Origin of the sequence: Bradyrhizobium sp. 1(2017) (assembly GCF_011602485.2) — a bacterium.
In the GTDB taxonomy this organism is placed as follows: Bacteria; Pseudomonadota; Alphaproteobacteria; order Rhizobiales; family Xanthobacteraceae; genus Bradyrhizobium.
The window spans coordinates 1,967,323-1,988,831 of sequence record NZ_CP050022.2 but is presented as its reverse complement, the minus strand read 5'-3'; the positions used below and the strand labels follow the sequence as shown (position 1 = coordinate 1,988,831).

16 protein-coding genes are annotated in these 21,509 nt (G+C 58.3%); 8 read left to right on the top strand and 8 right to left on the bottom strand.

The features are described 5' to 3' along the window. The first annotated feature begins 5 nt into the window (after positions 1-5). Both HAP40_RS09540 and HAP40_RS09535 read left to right on the top strand, forming a co-directional pair. On the top strand, positions 6-2,243 hold the full coding sequence (locus tag HAP40_RS09540; RefSeq protein ID WP_166818048.1) for an AAA family ATPase: 2,238 nt from the start codon (positions 6-8) through the stop codon (positions 2,241-2,243). Between the two features lie 395 nt (positions 2,244-2,638). Continuing rightward, complete coding sequence (locus tag HAP40_RS09535) at positions 2,639-2,926, top strand: hypothetical protein (protein ID WP_166818049.1); 288 nt, start codon at positions 2,639-2,641, stop codon at positions 2,924-2,926. A 59-nt stretch (positions 2,927-2,985) separates the two neighbouring features. Here the strand turns inward: HAP40_RS09535 and HAP40_RS09530 are convergent, their stop codons facing one another. Then, complete coding sequence (locus HAP40_RS09530; protein ID WP_166818050.1) at positions 2,986-4,416, bottom strand: undecaprenyl-phosphate glucose phosphotransferase; 1,431 nt, start codon at positions 4,414-4,416, stop codon at positions 2,986-2,988. A 616-nt stretch (positions 4,417-5,032) separates the two neighbouring features. Here HAP40_RS09530 and HAP40_RS09525 point away from each other — a divergent pair. Further along, a complete protein-coding gene (locus HAP40_RS09525) occupies positions 5,033-5,770 on the top strand; it encodes a metallophosphoesterase (protein ID WP_166818051.1) in 738 nt (245 codons plus the stop codon). A gap of 72 nt (positions 5,771-5,842) precedes the next feature. On the opposite strand, the gene HAP40_RS09520 is transcribed toward HAP40_RS09525, so the two are convergent. Next, positions 5,843-6,124: a hypothetical protein gene (locus tag HAP40_RS09520; RefSeq protein WP_166818052.1), complete on the bottom strand. Its 282-nt coding sequence runs from the start codon at positions 6,122-6,124 to the stop codon at positions 5,843-5,845. Positions 6,125-6,183: 59 nt separating this feature from the next. After that, on the bottom strand, positions 6,184-6,351 hold the full coding sequence (locus tag HAP40_RS09515) for a hypothetical protein (protein ID WP_166818053.1): 168 nt from the start codon (positions 6,349-6,351) through the stop codon (positions 6,184-6,186). A gap of 92 nt (positions 6,352-6,443) precedes the next feature. On the opposite strand from HAP40_RS09515, the gene HAP40_RS09510 reads away from it, so the two are divergent. Both HAP40_RS09510 and gmd read left to right on the top strand, forming a co-directional pair. Continuing rightward, positions 6,444-6,998: a hypothetical protein gene (locus tag HAP40_RS09510; RefSeq protein WP_246741142.1), complete on the top strand. Its 555-nt coding sequence runs from the start codon at positions 6,444-6,446 to the stop codon at positions 6,996-6,998. Between the two features lie 509 nt (positions 6,999-7,507). Next, positions 7,508-8,599: a GDP-mannose 4,6-dehydratase gene (gene gmd / locus HAP40_RS09505; protein ID WP_166818054.1), complete on the top strand. Its 1,092-nt coding sequence runs from the start codon at positions 7,508-7,510 to the stop codon at positions 8,597-8,599. 216 nt (positions 8,600-8,815) lie between these two features. On the opposite strand, the gene HAP40_RS09500 is transcribed toward gmd, so the two are convergent. After that, positions 8,816-9,757 carry a GDP-L-fucose synthase family protein gene (locus HAP40_RS09500; protein ID WP_166818055.1) on the bottom strand — a complete coding sequence of 314 codons (942 nt, stop codon included), beginning with the start codon at positions 9,755-9,757 and terminating at the stop codon, positions 8,816-8,818. A gap of 634 nt (positions 9,758-10,391) precedes the next feature. After that, a complete protein-coding gene (locus tag HAP40_RS09495) occupies positions 10,392-13,394 on the bottom strand; it encodes an Ig-like domain-containing protein (RefSeq protein ID WP_166818056.1) in 3,003 nt (1,000 codons plus the stop codon). 732 nt (positions 13,395-14,126) lie between these two features. Here HAP40_RS09495 and HAP40_RS09490 point away from each other — a divergent pair. Together HAP40_RS09490 and HAP40_RS09485 are read left to right on the top strand one after the other, a co-directional pair. Next, positions 14,127-15,512, top strand: a complete 1,386-nt coding sequence (locus HAP40_RS09490) for an O-antigen ligase family protein (RefSeq protein ID WP_166818057.1) — start codon at positions 14,127-14,129, stop codon at positions 15,510-15,512. 131 nt (positions 15,513-15,643) lie between these two features. Then, entirely contained in the window at positions 15,644-17,131 is a 1,488-nt protein-coding gene (locus HAP40_RS09485; protein ID WP_246741371.1) for a cellulase family glycosylhydrolase, read from the top strand. Positions 17,132-17,216: 85 nt separating this feature from the next. Here HAP40_RS09485 and HAP40_RS09480 read toward each other — a convergent pair whose 3' ends face one another. Then, complete coding sequence (locus HAP40_RS09480; RefSeq protein WP_166818059.1) at positions 17,217-18,758, bottom strand: hypothetical protein; 1,542 nt, start codon at positions 18,756-18,758, stop codon at positions 17,217-17,219. A 1-nt stretch (position 18,759) separates the two neighbouring features. Between HAP40_RS09480 and HAP40_RS09475 the strand changes: the two genes are divergently transcribed. Then, positions 18,760-19,299, top strand: coding sequence for a hypothetical protein (locus HAP40_RS09475; protein WP_246741143.1), 540 nt, complete (start codon positions 18,760-18,762; stop codon positions 19,297-19,299). Here the strand turns inward: HAP40_RS09475 and HAP40_RS09470 are convergent. Further along, on the bottom strand, positions 19,292-20,287 hold the full coding sequence (locus HAP40_RS09470) for a glycosyltransferase (protein WP_166818061.1): 996 nt from the start codon (positions 20,285-20,287) through the stop codon (positions 19,292-19,294). The two genes, HAP40_RS09475 and HAP40_RS09470, sit on opposite strands and share 8 nt — an antisense overlap. Then, positions 20,284-21,444, bottom strand: coding sequence for a glycosyltransferase family 4 protein (locus HAP40_RS09465; protein WP_166818062.1), 1,161 nt, complete (start codon positions 21,442-21,444; stop codon positions 20,284-20,286). The genes HAP40_RS09470 and HAP40_RS09465 overlap by 4 nt, the downstream gene beginning before the upstream one ends. Positions 21,445-21,509: the final 65 nt, after the last annotated feature.

Here is a 21,509-nt window from a genome sequence, read left to right as displayed (position 1 = left end):
AGCAAATGTACCAGCCTAGAGAACATTTCCAATCGGGACACCGATTCGGCATCGAATTCGGCGGGGCCGTCCTCAGCTTCGAGCGCGTGGCCGACGTCCTGCGCCGCCAATGGCCGGTCGTCGCGGCATGCACCGGCGCGTCGCTGGCGCTGGTGTTGGTCTATCTGATCACGGCGAAACCCATGTATACGGCAAATGCCCGCATCATGATGGATACGCGTCAGGCGCAGGTCCTGGACAAGGACAGCAACGCCAACAGCGCCCTCATCGATACCGGCTACGTCGACAGCCAGGTCGAGGTCATCAACTCGGACGACCTGATTCTCTCCGTCGTCCGGCGGCTGAAGCTGACGGAGGATCCGGAGTTCAACGGCTCCAATCCAGGCCTTCTCTCCATCATTATCGGCAAGATCACGTCGCCGTTCGGCTCCGGCGAACCGGCGAGCCAGGAACGACTCGAACATGCCGTGGTCGAGCAGGTTCAGAAGAACCTGCGAACGGAACGCGTGTTGACGACATATGTCCTGTCGCTGAACTATCGCGCGCGGAGCCCCGACAAGGCCGCCAAGATCGCCAACGCGATCGCCAACGCCTATCTCGTCGGCGCCCTGGAGGCCAAATATCAGTCCACCAAGCGGGCCACCGAATGGCTGCAGCAGCGCAGCCTCGAGCTGAGCGAGCAGGCGTCGGCCAGCGATCGCGCCGTCCAGACCTTCAAGGCCGAGAACAACATTGTCGGAACCAGCCGCGGCTTGATGTCCGAGCAGCAATTGTCGGACCTCAACACGCAGCTCGTTCAGGCGCGGGCTGCGACCGCCGAAGCCAAGGCCCGGCTTGACCGGATCGATACGATCTCCGATCAGGATGTTGCACAATCAACCGTGACGGACGCCCTGAACAACTCGGTGATCACCCGTCTGCGCGCTCAATATCTCGACCTCCAGGCCCAATATGCCGACTGGTCCAGGCGCTACGGCAAGACCCACCTTGCGGCGGTCAACCTGGCTAACAAGATGGACGAACTGCGCAAGAACATCGCCGACGAGCTGCGCCGGATCGCAGACGCCTATCGCAGCGACTACGAGATCGCAAAGAGCCGGGAGGCCTCGCTCGAAAAGAACGTGAAGGAGCTCGTCGCCCAGGCCGGCAACAAGGGCCAGGCCGAGGTCAAGCTGCGCGATCTCGAAAGCGCGGCCGACACCTACCGCAATCTCTACAACAACTTCCTCGAGAAGCTGCAGAGCGCGACGCAGAATCAGAGCTTCCCGCTCAGCGAGTCGCGCCTCATCAGCACCGCCGCCAAGCCGGACCGCAAGAGCTCCCCGCGGACGGTGCTCGCCCTCGTGGGCGGCCTGGTGGGCGGCCTCTGCCTCGGCTTCGGCGCGGCATTTGCGCGTGAGCTGCTGAGCGACGTGTTGCGGACCCCGGGCGAGGTCGAGGATGAGCTCGGCGTGAAGTGCCTCGGCGTCCTGCCGGACATTCGTCCGCCGACGAAGACCGGCGCGTTGCTTTCGACGTCCGCGAAGACGGGCCCCCCCGATCTGTCCCGCTACGTCGTCGATCATCCATTCTCGCGGTTCGCCGAGACCTTGCGCAACATCAAGGTATCGATCGATGTCGCGCGCCTGACCCGCGAGATCAAGGTGATCGGCATCGTCTCCTCGCTTCCAAAGGAGGGCAAGACGACGGTGGCCGCCAACTTTGCGCAGCTGATCGCCCTGACCGGGCACCGCACGGTCCTGATCGACGGCGATCTGCACACGCGCTCGCTGACGCGGGAGCTCGCGCCCAACGCCAAGAGCGGTCTGGTCGAGGCTCTCAACGACCCGGCGAGCCTCGGCTACCATGTGCAGCGAAGCAAGGAGACGGGACTGGATTTCCTGCCCTCCGTCGTGGCCTCGCGCATGGTCAATTCGGCCGACGTCATCGGGTCCAAGGCCATGGCCGAGTTGCTCAAGGCGCTGAAGGAGCACTATGAGTACATCGTCATCGATCTTGCCCCGGTGATGCCGGTGGCGGACTCGAAGGCCGTCAGCTTCCTGATCGACGCCATGGTCTACGTGATCGAATGGGGCCAGACCACGCGAACCGCTCTCCAGGAGTCGGTTTCAGGGTCGGAAGTCCTCCAGAAGAAGCTGATCGGCGCCGTGCTCAACCGCGCTAACCCGAAGATGCTCAAGCGCATCGAGGCCTACAAGGGCAAGCACCACAACAGCTACTACGTCGAGCACGAGCACGCTTAGGCCGCAGCCGGCGCCTCGCAGCCGAGCTGGAACGACCCGGGCCCGCTGCCTTCCGGCAGCGGGCCTTTTTCATGCTTCGCCGGAATTGTCTGTCGAGGCTGTCAAGCGCGGCTTCGCGCCAGGGAACGGCCTGGAACCCTGCCGGCTGCCGCTCCTGGCCCTCCGGCCTCCGTATTCGTCCGGAATCCACAACTTGCAGTTATTGCTCTAGCCCAAAAGCAAGGATTGACGAGCACTATGATTGGCTAGGACACTGCGCCAGCTGCCAAGCTACCCGAAAAGCGGCGACAGACCCGGTCCTTATGCATCGAGATGCCGAATCTTTAGGCATCTTTCCTTCTTGGATCCCTGGCGCTAACCTCGGTTCATACTTGCAGTTGTTTTCGGTGGCTTGGATGCTGATCGTTCTTACGATTTTGACAATTTGGGTCCTGCTCAACATCCTGTTCGTGTTGATCGTGGTTCCCCCGCGCAAGCCGCGTCGGCAGCCGATAGCGTCGACGCTGACGCCGGCTCCCATCGATCCCAAGAGAAGAGAAATTGAGCAGGACGAACCCTTCTCGGTCCGCCACGTCCTGGCCTCCGTCGCAATGGGAGCCTTCTTCGTGCTCGTCCCGTCGCTACTTGCCTTGCGCGATACTCTTGTGCGCTTTTTCGGCAAATCCTCGCGCGACGGAACCTGAACCTCGCAAGTTCCGGAGGATTTGGGATTTGGCCAGCGGCCGCGTCCGGAACTCAGCGGCTAGTAGGCTTCCTGGAACATCACGGCAGACGCAGTGCGGGCCATGATCTTCAGGTCGAGCCAGATGCTCCAATTGCTGACATACCAGACATCGTACTCGACCCGTTTCTCCATCAGATCGATGGTCGGCGTCTCCCCCCTGAACCCGTTCACCTGGGCCCAGCCGGTCAGGCCCGGCTTCATGTGATGGCGATAGACGTATTTGCTGATGAGCTCGTCATAGTAATTGTCGTGGGCGAGCGCATGTGGACGCGGCCCAACCAGCGACATGTTCCCTCGCAATACGTTCCAGAGCTGCGGCAGCTCATCGATGCTGGTCATGCGAAGGAAACGACCGATCTTCGTGACGCGGGCATCCTTCTTGGTCGCCTGCGTAACCATGTCGCCGTTCTCGCTGACGGTCATCGTACGGAATTTCCAGATCTCGAAGGGCCTGCCGTTGAAGCCCCGGCGTGATTGCCGGAATATCACCGTGCCCGGGGAATCCAGCTTGATCAGCACCGCGACCGTCAGCAGCAGCGGTGTCAGCAGCACGAGCGCGAACAGAGCCACACCGACGTCGAGACAGCGCTTCTGCAGCCGTTCGAGAATGGTGAGCGGCGGTCGTTGGATTTCGACCGCCACGGTTCCGCTGACCGGCAGATAGGGACGGGCCACCAGATCGGCGATCGGGTCGTCCGGCAGCAGGCGTATCGGCTGCGGAACCGCACGCAGATAAGGCCCCAGCTTTCGCAGCATGGGCAATTCGTTCCAATCGATGGCAAGCAGATATTCGTCGACATCGGCCGTACGGGACTGTCGGATCACGTCCCGAATCTGCCGCTCCCAATTGCCATCGTCCCGGTCAGCTCCCAGCACGAAATGGCGCATGACGTCGAAGCCGTTCCTGCGCAGGTCCTTGAAGCGGCTGGAGGTGAAATCGAGCGGCTTCAGGCTGAGCAAGATCACCTTGCGGTCGACCAGCCGGCTCCTCGCAAAGCTGGTGCCGAACACCGCCTGCCAGACGAAGCGCAGGCTGACCAGGCCAAGCCCGCCGATCACGGCGAAGACGAGGACGGTGCCGCGCGACAGATTGTCCGTCGATTTGAGCAGGAACGCCGCCACGGCGAGGATCGTCAGCGACGTCAGCCAGATGAAGACGGCCTTTCGAAGCTGCCAAACGAGGTTGAGCAGGCGGTGCGTGGCATAGACGTCCCGGAAATAGGCAACCGCGACAAAGACCACGCCGACGAACAGGCCAGCTCCCACCGACGCGCCGTCGGTGGGCGAAGCGACGGCCGCGCCATACAGCGAAGCTCCGGCAGCGTAGCTCAACAGGATCAGCAGAAAGTCAGCAGCGATGACGACGATCTGAAATGGCCTCTGAAGAGCGCCGCCGCGCATGGATGCCAATGTATGCGCGCTTTCAGAACCGTAAGTTGCAACAGCCATTCGAACCTCTGCCTTATCGAGAGAGTGTCTGACGCTCATCGTGATGCTGAAGACTCGTCAATTCCCCGCGCGGAAAGTGTTGAGTGATCGCAGCGACATTGTGGCGTCGCACGCAAAACTTTTGCGATGCACGGATGATGCGCCATCACGGAATGCGCATCGACATTCGATGCGCTGAAAAACTCGTCACAGTGCTGACATATCAGCGACGCGTTGCCCTATTTTGAATCAAGTTCCGCATCCCATACGATGCCGCAGCAGACGCGCGAGCGCGTCTTCGCCCATCTTTGAGGCGATCCATCCTCTCGCGAGACCGCGAACGAGTCATTTGCGGGAATATCGATGGATTTCTATCTGCGGATGTATCCTGGATTTTGCATGAGGCATGCATCTTTGCCGCGCGCTGCATTTCAGCGATGCAATTCGTACGTGCCGATTTTTGCGCAGGCTGTCGCATGCAAGATAGGCAAAAACTTCCGCGCCCTTCTTTTGGCATGATCAAGCCGGAAAACCACGACGCCACCCTGGCGATCTCGAATTAGTCGTGTCAGATGGGGAGTCCTCCGGTGCCGGCGACTTGGGGAAATTGTCTCGACAACCCGATCGATTGTGCGCCATGAAATCTCTCGCCCGACCAAGTCTGCCGATCCACAAGCCGCACTTGCCGGAAGGGGTCCGCATCTATGCGATCTCGGACATTCACGGCTGTGCGCATCTGCTCCGGCCCATGCTGGGGGTGATCGACGTCGACGTGGCTCGCAGCCGCCCGCGCTATGCGATCGAAGTCTTCATGGGTGACTACATCGATCGCGGCCCGGACACGCGCGCCACGCTCGACATCCTGGTCGAGCGGAGCCGTCGGGGAAATGCGGTCTTCCTTAAGGGCAACCACGAGGCATTTCTGGTGAGGCTGTTCGAAGACCCGTCACTGTTCGAGGATTGGCTTGCCGTCGGCGGGACCCAGACATTGATGTCCTACGGGCTCGCTCCTCCGGACCTGAAGCGCGACGAACCGGCATCGATATTGCGCGATCTGATTCGCGCAATGCCGACCGAACATCTGGAATTCCTGGACAATCTGCGGCTGAGCTTCAGTTGCGGAGACTTCTTCTTCGTTCACGCCGGCGTTCGCCCGGGCGTCCCATTGGCCGAGCAGACGGAGCGCGATCTGCTCTGGATTCGCGAAGAATTCCTGCGAAGCGAGGAGCCGTTCGGCAAATATGTCGTGCACGGCCATACGCCGGTCCGAAGCGCCGAATTCCTGGCGAACCGCGTCAACATCGATACCGGCGCCTATGCAACCGGAAATCTCACCCTGATGAGCATCCAGGGAAGCCGCATGCTCGCGGTGTGACGTCACGGCGACTGTCTACTACCGACACGCGAGACGGTTCGCAAGGTAGGAACGTCCTTCTCGGATCGCGCCCTAGTTGAGCAGAGGCGCCTTCTCCGGTTTCGCACGCGTCTGCGCCATCCAGTCGCTCCAGGCGCGTTCGTGCTTGACGTAGAGCTCGACCCAACGTTCGCCATGCCTCGCCTGACGAACGCGCGCCGCCTCGCCGAGCAAGTCGGCGGCGCCAGGGCGGGCGTCCGGCTTGTCCAGCGCCTCGAACTCGATGGTTTCTGAGATCGTCAGACCAACGAGCACGCGCTGCCCGGCGCCATCCACGATGTAACGTCGTGGAGCGTCGTTCTTGGGCTCATTCATGTCGTCATGCCCCGTCGTTTCAGTGTGAAGCTGGGTGCCGACAGCCAACTAGACGATATCTAAAAGGCTCGTCGGGCGTGGCCGAACGTCGAGGTGGGCTCGGGCGTCTGGCGCGAGGCGCCGTAGGACGAGCTCGCACCGCGTCGTTGGACGCGCCAGGCGCGCAGCGCGTATCCGAGGATGAGGCCAGCGCCGAAGATGGAAGCGGAGAAAAACGCAGAAGTCATGAGAGTCGCCCTGGATAGTCCGACTCATCAAGAGCGAGCAGTGTGTCGACATGATGGTTCTCGATGACTCATGAGCGCCGAAAGATTGTTCAATGTCCGATCTCTTGTACGTACGCATGCATGCAGCGCTCGTGCCACGCATCTCGACCATCACCACGTTCCGTCGGATCGGCGACGAACACCGAGAACTGTTGATATGGCGACCACACTCTCTATCAAAGAGACATCCTTATGAGAGAGCTGCCCGCGCGACCTGGTGGTCGGGCGGACCGACGTGTGTCCGCAACGAGGATTTCGGGCAGATCGATCGACCGATGCCCTTGCAACCGACCGGCCGCCGTCGCATTATTCGCATCGCATTTCAGAGGGGATTCAATCCAATGACTTTCCGGGCCCTTATTCCATCCATTGCCCTGTCCGCTCTTGGCCTCGCCCTGACGGCATCTGTCGCGCCGGCCGCCGAGCTCGCCGTTGCTCCGGGACATCAGCGAGCGGCCGCCGCCCAAGGCGGTCTCGTGCTGTGGGATGACGTTTATCCGCCCGCGATCTACGGCCCCCAGCTTCGCCCCGTCGAGGAAGTCGCAGCCATGAAGGCACAGGCACGGCCCGTGTCTCAACGCTGGTGGGGATATTGGTACGTCCGGTAAGCACCGGCTCCGCCAAGTCAAGTTCGACTGACGACGGCCGCCACTCGGGATAACCGAGTGGCGGCCGTTTTGCTTGAGCGCACGCCGTGCCGCGAAAGAGCAATCGCACGAATATGTCTGACCAGGATAACAGGGAAGTTCGCCATGAGGGCCTGAGACAGGCTTGCTCGCGCCTCGCGCGCCAAAGCCGCGCGGCATTCGAGATGTGATTTTCCGAACTTCGGCGTGACGGTCGGCAGCTTCCGATCGTTGCCGATGACAGGCCGCGAACAGGGATCAGATCCAAAGCCCCTGCTCCTGCGAGCTCGCAAACAGGCGCCGATCGGCTAGAGCCTGGCCCGGTCTGACGGCCCTTTTGCGCGCGGATCGAAGATTTGGTGGTCGGCCTGCTGCCAAACGCAGCACCGCCGCTGGACCCCGTTGTTAATCTAAGCTTGATTTTTGCTCTGCGCCGCCCTCCCTAACCAGGTCAATCTCGTGTAATCACGAATTTCCATTTTGGGACTGATATGACAAAGAAACGGGCACTTATTACCGGCGTCACCGGCCAGGACGGCGCTTATTTGGCGGAACTTCTTTTGCAGAAGGGTTACGAGGTCCACGGCATCAAGCGCCGGACTTCCCTCTTCAACACCGATCGTATTGATCATCTGTATCTCGATCCGCATGAGCCCGATCCGCCGTTCCGGCTTCACTACGGCGATCTCACGGATTCCTCGAGTCTGATCCGGATCGTTGGTCAGGTGCAGCCGGACGAGATCTACAATCTCGCGGCGCAGAGCCACGTTGCGGTTTCGTTCGAGGAACCCGAATACACGGCGAATTCCGACGCCCTTGGCACGTTGCGCATCCTTGAGGCTATGCGCATTACCGGCCTGGAGAGGAAGGCGCGCTTCTATCAGGCCTCAACGTCTGAACTGTACGGCTTGGTCCAGGAGATTCCCCAAAAGGAGACCACGCCCTTCTATCCCCGCTCACCGTATGCGGTCGCCAAGCTTTATGCCTATTGGATCACGGTGAACTACCGTGAGGCCTACGAGATGTACGCTTGCAACGGCATTCTCTTTAACCACGAATCTCCGGTCCGAGGCGAAACCTTCGTGACCCGAAAGATCACGCGTGCTATGGCGCGCATCCATCTGGGACTGCAGGAGCGGCTTTATCTGGGCAACCTGGACGCCCTGCGCGATTGGGGACACGCGCGTGACTATGTCGAGATGCAATGGCTGATGCTGCAGCAGGATAAGCCGGAAGATTTCGTGATTGCTACCGGAGTGCAGCACTCTGTCCGAGATTTTGTCAACGTCGCCGCAAGCGAAATCGACATGACAATTCGATGGGAAGGAAGCGGCGTCGAAGAAAAGGGATACGACGCTGCTACGGGAAAATGCGTTGTTTCGGTCGATCCGCGCTACTTCCGTCCTACCGAGGTCGCGACGCTCCTCGGTGATCCGTCAAAGGCCAAGCAGAAGCTCGGCTGGGAGCCCAAGACGTCGTTCGAAAGCCTTGTTCGAGAAATGATGAAGGAAGACCTCGAATCCGCCAAGCGCGACGAGATCATCAAGAAACACGGATTCCGCTACTTTGCCAGGCACGAATAGTCCGAGCCTCTCCAATGCATGGAGATAAATAAAACAAGCATGTTGGTACGCTTCGCGAGAGCTCTATCAACACCAATGATGAGAGTTGCGATCGAACTTTCATTCCGGCCGGTATCGCCTGCGGGATTCGCGCGAGGCAATCCTGCGATTCCGGCCACCCCATGCGACATGGACGAAGCCTACGGCCACTTCTGCAACTGAGCTTTCAGTAGGGAGCTACCCAGCCGACAGATACGCCTGATAGGCGAGTTCGATCCCATCCGTAAGTGAAGTCTGAGCACGCCAGCCGAGCTTCTCCAGTCGCGTAACATCGAGCATTTTACGGGGCGTACCGTCAGGGCGCGAGTGATCGAACGTTACCTCTCCGCGATAGCCGACGATGGCGGCAACGATGCGCGCGAATTCGGCGATTGTGATGTCCTTACCCACGCCAATATTGACCAGCTCGGGACCTGAGAAAGTCTTCATCAGGTGCACGCAGGCATCTGCCATGTCATCCACGTAAAGGAATTCACGACGCGGCGCGCCCGTGCCCCAGATCGTGACGCTTGTTGCGTTTGCCAACTTCGCCTCGTGGAAGCGGCGAATCAAGGCCGCAACGACGTGACTATATTCCGGATGATAGTTGTCGCCGGGACCATAAAGGTTTGTCGGCATGACACTGATAAAGTCAGAACCGTACTGGCTGCGATAAGCTTCCACCATCTTGATCCCAGCGATCTTCGCAATTGCATAAGGCTCGTTGGTTGGCTCGAGGGGCCCCGTCAGCACCGAATCTTCACGCAAGGGTTGCGCAGCAAGTTTTGGATATATGCAGGACGAACCCAGAAACATCAATTTTTCCGCGCCATTGAGATGCGCCGCGTGGATTACGTTCGCTGCGATAGCGATGTTGTCGTAGATGTACTCAGCGCGCAGAGTATCGTTGGCGACGATGCCACCTACCTTGGCTGCGGCAAGAAAGATCACCTGCGGCCGCACTTCAGCAAACCAGCGGAACACCTTGGATTGGTCGCGTAAATCGACCTTGCTACGATCGACCGTCACGAGACGAACATCCTCCCGCGCAAGCCGACGCGTCAATGCCGCTCCCACCATGCCGTTGTGGCCCGCGACGTAGACGCTCTTACCCTTCAGTTCAAATGGAGCAGCGGCCATCGTGACCTCCCAGTTCGCCGTGAGATCCCTGGCCGCGCTTCCCCCGCAAAATGGTCTTCGAACGAGTGTTCCACATGGGACGTGGTTTGGTATGGAAGAATGAGATCAGGTGTTCAGCAAGATCAGCGCCGTCCTGTCCCGCCAGGCGCGAGATTAAAGCGACCTGCTTTTGCATGCCATTCCTTGTTCAAACAATAGCGATCGCAGCATGAAATATTCAGCTGAGTGCACCGCGCCGAGCTAAGATATATCCCTTTTTGGATATGTCGGATGCCTCGGTCAACCCCCGACCGCTGAAAAGGTAAACTCGAACGGTATCTGTCGTGGATCCGTTCCCGCTGTTTACCTCGTCGTCCGGACCTGTCAATTGCCAGTGATATGCACCGCTAGCTCATCCATGCGGTTCGTGTTCTCCCCGAGCGCGATCGAAGAACCGGCGAAATTGACTTGGCCTCGATCATCGAAATCGCCATAGCCAAGAGAGGGTGGTACCAAGACGACGTTCACGAGGCCATCCGGTCGAATGGGTTCGAGGGCAAACGGGCGGAGCTGAGTTATCAGGCCAGGCAACGGCCTGAGCTCGCAACTTGTCGACGTGCATCTCGCTTCATACACGGCTCTCCAACGCTTCCTCCTAAACCAGGTGAAAATCGTAGCGGTTCAAGTCCGCGAGTTGCATTCCCTCGAGAATGATGGAGCCCTCGTGCGCCGTGATAACCACATGATCGCCGCTTTGAACAGCGTTCGCCATGACTGCGCTGAAATCGCCAAAAGTCGATTGGTCGATTTGGATGACATCGTGGCTTGCACCAAGCGCTTGGAAGTTTCTGATCACGCTGTTTCCAAATTCGCCGTGAAAGACAAAGACGTCGTTCTCCGCAGTGCCACTCATTACAGTGAGATCCGATCGTCCGGCGGACGAATTGGTCGGTGTCTGATGCCAATTTCCATCAAAAGATGTAGCGGCATCCGGGGTCGACACGACTGCACCAGTCATTTTCCAATTCGTATCAAAAGACATGGCAGTCGTGGCATTACCCTCAACAGTCGTAATCTGCGCCCCGGTCATGACCCATTTTTCGTCGAAATACAGCGTCTGCCTCGTGGAGCCATTGATCGTCGATATTTCGGCTCCAATTTGCTGCCACGCGGCATTGAACTGAATAGTCGTGGCGCTATTCGCATTCACTGTCGTCAATTCCGCGCCAACTACGTGCCAGCCGGCGTCCAAATGTACGGTTTGAGACTGATTGCCGCTCACAGTGGTGACATCGGCTTTTGTTCGGTGCCAAGCATCGTTGAAATACGTGGTTGTGGCACTTGCTCCATCAGAGGTCCAAACCTCAGCGCCGAGCATGGATCCCTTCGAGTCCAGACGGATTGTTTTGGCGGTATTTCCCTCGAAAGTAACAAGTTCGGTCGACATCGCTTCGCCATGGCCATTGACCTGACCGACCGAAGTGGCAGAACCGGACCAAGTTGAGTTCACCGTCAAGTCGAACTCCGCAGACACAGCGCTGTGGTTGCCTGCGGCATCAATCGCTTTGCTGGTAAACGCGTGAACCCCGTCGGCCAGGGTACCAGTAGCAAAACTCCAGGTACCGTTCGCATTCGCGGTCGAAGTCCCGATTTGCTTTGCCCCGTCGAACACCTGGACTGTGGCTCCGGCCGCCGCCATTCCCGTCAGCGTGACGTGGTTGGCATTGGTGATACCGTCGCCCGCCGCTCCGCTGTCCGGAGAGAACGACGCCACCGTCGGAGCCGAGGGCGCCACGGTGTCCACCGTCACGGTCAGCGCCTTGGACGCTGCGCTGACATTGCCCGCCGCGTCCACCGCCTTGCTCGTGAAGGCGTGGTTGCCATCAACCAGCGTGCTGGTGGCAAAATTCCAGGTGCCGTTCGCATTCGCGATCGAAGTCCCGATTTGCTTCGCTCCGTCGAACACCTGGACTGTGGCTCCCGCCGCCGCCGTTCCCGTCAGCGTGACGCGGTTGGCATTGGTGATACCGTCGCCCGCCACTGCGCTGTCCGGAGAGAACGAGGCCACAGTCGGAGCCGAGGGCGCCACGGTGTCCACCGTCACGGTCAGCGCCTTGGACGCTGCGCTGACATTGCCCGCCGCGTCCACCGCCTTGCTCGTGAAAGCGTGGTTGCCATCAACCAGCGTGCTGGTAGCAAAACTCCAGGCGCCGTTCGCATTCGCGGTCGAAGTCCCGATCTGCTTCGCCCCATCGAACACCTGGACCGTGGCGCCGGCCGCCGCCGTACCCGTCAGCGTGACGTGGTTGACATTGGTGATGCCATCGCCCGCCACTGCGCTGTCCGGCGAGAACGAAGCCACCGTTGGAGCCGAGGGTGCCACGGTATCCACGGTCACGGTCAACGCCGCGGACGTCGCGCTGACGTTGCCCGCCGCGTTCACCGCTTTGCTCGTGAAAGCATGGCTGCCATCGGCCAGCTTGCCGGTGGCGAAGCTCCAGTCGCCGCTCGCATTGGCGATCGACGTCCCGATCTGCTTCGCCCCGTCGAACACCTGGACCGTGGCGCCGGCGGCCGCCGTTCCCGTCAGCGTGACGTGGTTGACATTGGTGATGCCATCGCCGGCCACTGCACTGTCCGGCGAGAACGAGACCACGGTCGGAGCCGAATGCGCGAAAATGGCTTCCATCGTCGCCGCCCCCCATCCCTCCTTGGGATTGATGCTCATGGAGTCTGCGACCGGCCACCACGAATTTTTCCCAGAAGGGTCTGCGTAGACGTAGTTCCACACAGTGCTGGACACGCCGGCGGCCTGCAATTGAGTGAGGGCGCTGTTGAGGAGTGCGGTCCAGTTCGAATCATTGCCGGGAACGCCGAGCTCCCCCACAAATCCCTGGTAGTTATTGGCTGCCAGCCAATCCAGAAACGGTTGAAGATCTTCTGCTCCTAAACTCGAGGTCGCCCCTTGCTGCACGTATGATTGCGCATATTGCCCACTCCCGTTGGCATCGAAATACTGATGCGCCTCGTAGATGATCTTGTTGGCAGGATCATTGATGTGGAGGTTTGCGTTGTGAACCAGCCAATTCTCCGCACTCGCCCATTGGTAACCCTCGACATAAATAGGCGTCTTCATGTCGGCTGCCCGGATAGCATCGACAGCCGCTTGGGCCGCTTCGGGCCAGATCGTCGAGCTCCCCATGTTGTAGGGCTCGTTCATGATATCATATCCGGCCAGACCGGCATGTCCGCTCAATTGGCCAGCCAGCAAGCTCCAGAAATCGGCAAATGCTGATACGGGAACCTCGGACGATCCGATCACCGAAGAACCTGCAGCGTTAGGAGCAACAATCCCGTAGTTCGCAGCGGCATCTGCTGCATAGTTAAGGTTGTATCTACCATAGTTGTGAAGGTCGATAATGACCTTGATGTCGCGAGCCGCAGCTTCGCTCAGGACGGTCTCCAGGCCTGACAGGTAGGTGGGATCGAGGGGACCGTTCAACGTCGGCTGCATCCTCTCCCAGCTAATCGGCAAACGAATGAGCGAGACGCCTTGGCTCGCAAGATAATCGAGATCCCCAGCCCCTACGAAGGGCATCCATGAATACTCCGCGCCGCTGACATTCACGCCGACGGTCGCTGCTGAGGTAGTCGTCATACTCGTCCCCCGAGAATCTGCACTAAACAAAACGGCGCTGGAAACGTCGGGACTGATAGCTCACCGCGCCATAAGATCTGACATTCGGAAGCGCTTGGATTTTAATGAGTTCGCTAACTTCTCGAACGGCAGCAGCCTGGGTTCTCCGCCCCAGGGTCGCGCGCGAGTGCAGCGCGATCGCCGAACGATCGGCAGCCGCTATGAAGGCTTCTCGCTTCCGGAAAGACCTGCGTTCGTCAGGAGAGCAGAGGCAAAGTCATTAACCGACACGTCCACGCCGGAGGGCCGACGCAAAAGCGGCTTCCGTCTCGGCGATAGGCGCGCCGAAGCACGAACTCACCGCCATCCGCGAACTCCCCCGGCAAACCGCACATCAACGATCGTCGACCGTGCACTAGCCGACCAGCTCCGTCGACCTATCGTTGCTCCATTTGCGCAAGACGGATTCTTCGCGCCTACATCGGTGCCGGGAACACTTTGGCAGGTTAAGCGTATCCCGATCGTTGCCCCCGGTAAGCCCCGGGGGCACACAGATTTCCGTGGCCGATTGGGGTACAATGGGCTATCAACAAGCACTTTTGGCTATGCCGCCTCTCGATATATGTCCTGCTCGTCCCAACGTCCGTGCTCCTTACCCTCATTGCTCAGGTAGGCGCCTCAAATGGCAGGTCGTCTCTGCTTTCAATCGTTCGGTGCCAATGTGTCGGTCGAGGCAATTTGGAGTTACAATACTTGCAGCAATCTCGGCACAAGCAGGACCTGTTTTTCGGTGCCAGCGGACCGTTCAGAGGCTCATTCTCGCTGAGGTTTGCGAACGCTCACGAGGTCGCGCGCGCCACTTTCTTTTTGGGCGGCTTCGTCGTTCTTACGGGCGCATTTACGCTACAAATTGCGGGCGTCGACCCCAGCCTTCCCAGACAATTCAGCGACGGCTCTATGCTGTCGCAGATCATCACGGCGACGATCTACCTCGTGTCGTTAATGCTGTTCGCGCGGACCTCGCAGCCCTTCGTCATCGTCGTTCGCGCATGGCCGATCTTTCTACTTCCAGCAATGGCGTTCGCGTCCGCCCTATGGGCTCCAGACGCGGAGCTGACCATTAGGCGTTCGTTCGCGCTTCTTGGGACAATTCTCTTTGCTCTAGCTCTTGGCTCGTCATACACGCTGAAGGATACGATAAGGTTCGTCCTGAGAGCACTTATCCTTGTGATGCTACTGAGCATGATCTGGGCTACCGCGTTTCCAGAAGCCGGCGTACATCAGGCCTCCGACGCACTTGAGCCCATTCATGCCGGGCGGTGGCGCGGGGTGTTCTCGCACAAGAACAGCCTCGGAGCGGTTGCCGGATTTACCCTCGGCATGCTGGCTCTCTACGGGCGACTAGTCACAAAGTCTCCATTCCTTCGCGCGGCGGCCATTGCTGCCGCAACAATATGCCTTACCTTCGCAGGGTCTGGCACCGGATTTGTCACGGCCCTCAATCTGATCCTGATTGGCATATTGATGCAGTTGGTTATCAGGACGCCACTGGACTTGAGATTAGCCGTGCTTCTGCTCTTCACGGCGATCGTCGCGCTCTTCTTTTCTTTTGCAGATAGCGCCGTAGCACTCGCCCTGGAAGCGCTAGGAAAATCTCCAGACCTTACGGGGCGGACCCTTTATTGGAACTACGTTCTCTCGTTCATGGGCCAACATTGGCTTATGGGTTATGGTTACTTTTCCGGCTTTTTGTCGATTGGGGCAACCATCGCATCCATCACAAGCCTGGATCTGGGAAGCACCCACAATGGTTATCTGGACATCATAGTTTCGTTTGGGCTTGTCGGGCTGGTGGTCCTGATTTTCTATTTATGCTGGCTGATTTTCCAGGGAACACGATTGTTATTGGCGTCGAACGCCCCCAGTCTGGAAACCACCTTCCCCATATGTGTGGTGTTCCATGCCATCCAGCTCAATGTGGTAGAAAGTGGCTTCCTCGCCGCGAACTCGCTCTGGCCTCTTCTGATGGCTTTGGCCGCCACCATGTTGGTTCGCGTGAACAACTCTGCTGCAGGCAACGCCGCTCGGTACGGTCGGCATCGCAGGCCCAATCTGGGTCCTGTAAAGGTTGAGGCCTAGGCAGGATATGCCACTGAAGAAAACGCGCCGCCCCCATCAACTGAGCTAATTGTGGGAGCTCCGCTGCTCGGCACAGCTGATCATCCCATCGAGTCCGACTCTCGACGGCAACCTTTGGCGCGTATTTCGTGATGGTAGCTATTGCTGAAGAAGCACGAGCATTCAAGCTTCTACGAGCGGCTCTGAATCGCTTATTGAGGACGTATGGTCGCAGATTCCTGCGCCACTCGTTGAGCCCGCCCCGCTTGCCGCTTCGGAAATGCCTCAACGACGCCTCAAAGCGGCTTTCCTCAACGACCGTTGTCGGAGTTGGTATCTACCTCTGGATTTGCGGAACGCTGGCAGCGGCAGGACTGCAAAACGACACCCTGGCCTTCTCCGACAGCGGAAGAACTCTTGTCTGCATGAACGTTTTTCAGCCCTTTGGCTACGGAAAGTCAATTGGCCCGCCTGGATCAGCGGTCTACACCGCTAGTCCGTTCGAAAATGGCGGTTCTGACACGCAAGTATTGCCGAACTCAAGATTGGAGCTGGCGAAGTCACTGGGCTTTGACTGTCTGCGGATGGTTGTGGACGTCGGAGCGCTAATGTCCGCGGAGACCGAGCCTCAGCTGGATGCACTCGTCGAGCAAATAGGAATCGGCATCTCACGAAGGATAAGAAGCGGATTACGGGTAATCGTCGACGTACATCCATTTCCTGTTGGTACTCATCCGGTCCCTGGTTTTGCCGACGTTGATCTGATTGATGGGCCAGATGGCCCGCGCTTTCAACGCTTGATCCATGTTGTCCGCAAACTGGCGCAGGCAGTACGCGATCATTTCTCGGCCGCTGAAGTCGCGGTTGAGCTCTTCAACGAACCTCCTCCCCCTGAGTCTTTCCGTACTCGACGAGCATGGAATGAGCAGGTCGAATACTACTGGAGGCAGATCCGCGTCGTTCTGCCGAGCCACACCTTGATCGTCGCCGGCACGGGATACGCGGGGCTGGACGGGCTGATCAGCGGCGACCCCTCGGCCGGCGTTGTCAATCTGAGGCCCGAACAATTTGACGCCAACACGGGCTTTGCAATTCACCCATACGAATCCGCGACGTTCACGCACCAAGGCTACCCTGGCTTTTTCTCCCATGTTCGCGCACTTCCCTTTCCGGCCGGTGACGAAGCAGCGATGAGACGCGCCAAGGAGATGTTCCGAAATACCGTCATCGATGATCCAAGCCTCTCGCTGTTGGAAAAATTCAAGCTGGTGCTCGGCTTCGTTTATCGGGGGTCCCACAGCTATAGTTTCGATAAGTATTCAACCGAATTCGGCAATGTGGAACTGCTATCGAAGCGACTCAACGTGGTCACAGCGTGGGCAGACAAGCATCATCTATCCCGAAGGCAGATCATGAATACAGAGTTTGGCGTGAATCATGATCAGGATGGGTGCTCCGGCAAGGCATCGGCCGTTAGCGCCTTCAATTTCATTCGAGCAATACGCGACATCTCTGACGCGAGCAAACTGGGTTTGATTACTATCCATCAGCTGCAAGGCGACTGCTTCGGGATAGCCTCATCCAGCCCGCCGTACGACTTCGATCCCGATATAATCGACGCGCTGCGGCTTGGAAAATAGGCACCGGATCACCGCCATAGGCTCGCCGATCAAGTCTAGTTCACGCAGCTTGATTTGTGCGTTCGACGGGAGCGGCGGCGATCTTTTATCTCGCCAAACGAGCTATCGACCTGGTCAGGACTCGCGGGGACGACGGAACCGCGAGCGCAAGGGACTCCAACTCCTCCTTGCGAAACGGGCGAGCGACAAAGAGTGAGCCGAAAAAAACAAGCAGACTTCCCATTGCCAAGGCAATTTGAAACTCTGGAAACGCTTTGCGAACCAGCAGAGCCATCACGATCACCACGCTCGCAGACAGACAGACCTGCAGTGAACGAACCGGATCGATCGCCCGCCATCCAACCGAATGGCGGTTGTAATGCATGACAATCGCAATACGCACCATGCTTTCCAGAATAGGAATCAACAGAATTGCGACCATCCCCCATTTTTCGACTGTGAAATAGAGGGAGGCTGTGCCCAAAATGGATACCGGCCAAAGGACAAGAAACACCATATGCGTGAGCTGAAGACTCGCGACAAGTTCGCCGACGCGGTAGATCGTTTGGAGCAAAAGCACGAACATGATCGCGGGAAACAAATAATAGTACTGCCCGTACTCAGGCCGCGAGATGATCGCGATAAGTTGCTCTCCGGCAAGAACCGTTACGATTGAGAATGACGCGAAGCATATCAACTCGAACTTGAAGATGATGGCCACCAACTCGGACATGAGATTGGGAGAGGTTGAGAACCTCGCGAATATCGGCTCAAGGCTTGGCAGAACCATCGGGCCTGGAAATGATCGCTGGATCGACACACACAGAGCTTGCGCGAAGGAAAAAGCAGAGAAGGCGACCACATCAAGCCCTCCCTTTGCGAGTATTCTGATGACGGATGGGCTTGTCATCAACCAACCAAGGTTCGATGCATAGACCGAGAGCGCGAAAACGGGGGCGCCCCGCACCGCAAGATGAGAAGGCTCCTTGTCGCGCTCGATCACGAGATGGGCAATTTGCGATCTGAACCATACCATTCTCGCCAATACGAAGACCGACGCCAAAGACGTGGTGATGGCCGATACGACAATAATGGTCACACCAGAGATCTTGTATTCCAAGCCGACCAGGCAAAGAACTGATGCACTTCGGGCGAGGACATCGAGTGTTCCTGCGACTGCTGTCGTGGCGTGCAGGACCCAGCTTTGCGCAAGCATTTCAAGGTCGGTCATAACAGCATAGCTAATGTACCAAATGCAAAAGCCATACAGCGTCAAGGGACTTTCGTCCGGCAGCACACCGCCACCCCCGTATACTGCCATCAGATAGACCAGTGAAACCGCCACAGATATTGAAGCCACTCTCGCTATTGCCGCCTTCCGAAGCAGGATGCTCAGGCTCTCGAAATTTCCGTCGGCCGAATATGCCGGAACGTACCGCAGCAGGGTGCGATCGATGCCAAGCGAGAAAACCCGCTCCATCGTCAATAGCAATGCGAGGAAGAACGCATAGATTGCGTAGTCGTTCGGGCTCAAGGTCTTGACGACCAAGATCTGAAACGCGAAGCCCAGCACCAGGTTGGTGAACTTGAAGGAGTAGTGGATCTGAAGTGCGCGGCGGAAGTTTGGTACCGGGCGGGCGATATTCACGATGGCTTTTCCGGAGCTGATCGACGACGCAGGTCGCTACGCGAGCACCAAAATTGTCGGCGGAGGGATGAACTCACGATGGTCGCCTGGTGGCCGTCGTAAGGGAGAGAGCCCGGACCTTTGTACCGTCAGGAATCCGCACGTCCCCAATGACTGTCGCGTAGCAGCCGAATTCAACATCGTCTCCTACCGACGGCACAGTATCGGAGTCCTCGCCTGCATTGCCGAGCGTGACGCCGTGCCGAAGGATGCACCGCGCGCCGATTTTTACATCCGGGTGAATGCAAATGCAAAAGGGGTGGAATATCCGCAATCCCCACCCGATTTCGGTTCGCGCCAAGATGTCAATCTTGAACAGGAAGCACGTCAGCTTGTAGAAGAGGTTGCAACCGAAATAGAGAATCTTTGTTCGATCAGAGTGAAAGGAATAACTGGTCAGGCGGAAGACCAAAATGAAGATCTTCACGCGCAGGGATTTATTCGCCCCGATCTCCTTTCTCAGGTTGACCCAAAACATCTCTCCGAGCGCCCCGTCAGGTGAATTTTAGTACCTCGATCCGCAACGGTTGGCGCGGAGGAACCCTCTTCCGGAGTAGACCAAAAAGCATACCGAGCGCGAAGACTTGCCAGCCCAACAGCATGTAGATGCCGTTGGACAGTGACCGCTTGCGCACCGTCAAGATGGTTATGATGAGGCCAAGAACCGCCAATGCACCGAGCACAACCAGCTTGCTCGAGAAATACAGCGACATTGCACCAAACACGAGCCAGCAAGTCAGCACGGCGATCCAGAGACGGAACTCACGAAGTGCTCTCGTCACTTGAACGAGATAGTTTCCGTCGAATGACGCGCGCAGAAGCTCGCCGGTTGCGAGAACATATCCCATTCTCACCCGATGCCAAAGCAGCCGATAGGTGCTCATCGAGTGACCGTAGTGTTCGGCGGCGGCCGCATCGAGCCGGATAAGCTTCCACCCCCGCAATCGAAGGCGAACGCCTAGATCGAACTCCTCATACCCATGAAGATTCCGATCCGTCAAATAGCCCAGTTCGTCGATGGCCTTTCGCCGATAAAGTCCTCCTCCCGCCAAGCGATCGACGTCTCCCAACGGGCTTAACTGGGCAAGCTTTTGCGCCCTGTTCTGAAACTCCAGGTTCTTCGTCGACATCTCGCTGATGCGTCCTCCCACTGCGGCGACGTCGCTGTGCGCAGTGAGATAGTCAAGCGCTTTCCGCAAGAACGTTGCGTCGAGAACCATGTCGCCGTCCATGAGATAGAGGAACTCGCCTTTCGCATAGAGGTAACCAGCCTGCGCGCCTGCCCCACAGCGGCGCTCATTCACGTCCCTGATTTCAAGGATCGAGATCGGATATTTCGATGCGATTTTGACCGTATCGTCGACTGAAGCGCTGTCCACCAGCAGCACTTCCCCCTGCAAGCCGTTCAAGGCTGCCAAGGCGCTTTCGATTGCAGCTGCAATATGAGCTTCCTCATTGTACGCCTTGATGATCACGCTGACGCTGGTCATGAACGGACCTCACCCAATCCCATGGAGGTACGCGAATCGAAACTCGGTGTCGCCGCCAGATCCAGCCAGATCTCGGCAAGCGTGCTTACGTAAGTGGTGATTTCATATTTTGCTGAATGATCTCTTCGTGCGGCCTCCCCGAACGAGGCGCGCATCGTTGGACTCTCGATCAATTGGTCGATCGCGGCAACGAGCGCTTCAACATCTCCAACCGGAACAAGAAGGCCATTCCTTCCCGATTGAACGACTTCCGGAATGGCACCAACGGGAGTTGAAACAACTGGAACGCCGTGGGCAAAGGCCTCGAGGATGACCATCGGCAGATTCTCTGCAAACGTCGGAAGCACAAGGACATCGGTTCTTGAGAGCAATTCGGCGGTATCGTCCGGCCCGAGCCAACCGGGCACGGCGACTCGGTCTTTGAGGCCGATTTCAGCAATGCGAGAGCGCGCTTCGTTGACGCTTCCATCCCCCGCGATTGTGGCAACCCAGCCCGGCTTCGAGGAAAGCTGGCCAAGAGCCTCGATCAGCTGAGGTGTCCCCTTGCGTTCGCCGAGTTGTCCCAACGACGTTATTCGGACGCGCGAGTCCGTCGGCGGAGTTCGAGCACGCGATGCAGCCCTGGTCGCATTAGGCAGAACGACAATTCTGTCCGCAGCGTCAGGTACTCTGCTCTTGACCGTTTCCGCCCAGTAATTCCCCAGCACGATTATCTTTCGGCTATACCGAAACAGATTGTCGATTGCGGTTCCTAATCTTCGGGGGGCGGCACCCCAGAATTCATCAAACACTGCCCCGTGCAGATGCACAACATAGGGAATTCCCAGCATGCGAGCAGCCGCGCCTAGTGTCGCCTTGCGATAGCTGCTTCCCCAGTCCGACAAATGAATGTGCAGCAGATCTATCTTCCCGGTGACACGACGCAGGATGAGCTTGATCAGCGCAAGGAAGAATACGAACTGGGCCGCGAAAAGTCCCCGTTGACCGCGAGTTACCAGCCGCTCCGCAACGACTGTCGTATCCGACGTTGCACCGAGGGCCTCGAAGATCGCATCGTTCAATCGATCAATACCACCGCGACCGTTGAGTCCAAGAGGGGTCGCGACAAGGACGCGAAGTTCGCTCGAGCGCGATCTCTTTTCATTAGAGAGCTTCATTACCTACGCCTCTTGAAACTCGGACATCACGCCAGTTGGGCGCGCATGGCCGCCGACACGCCTGC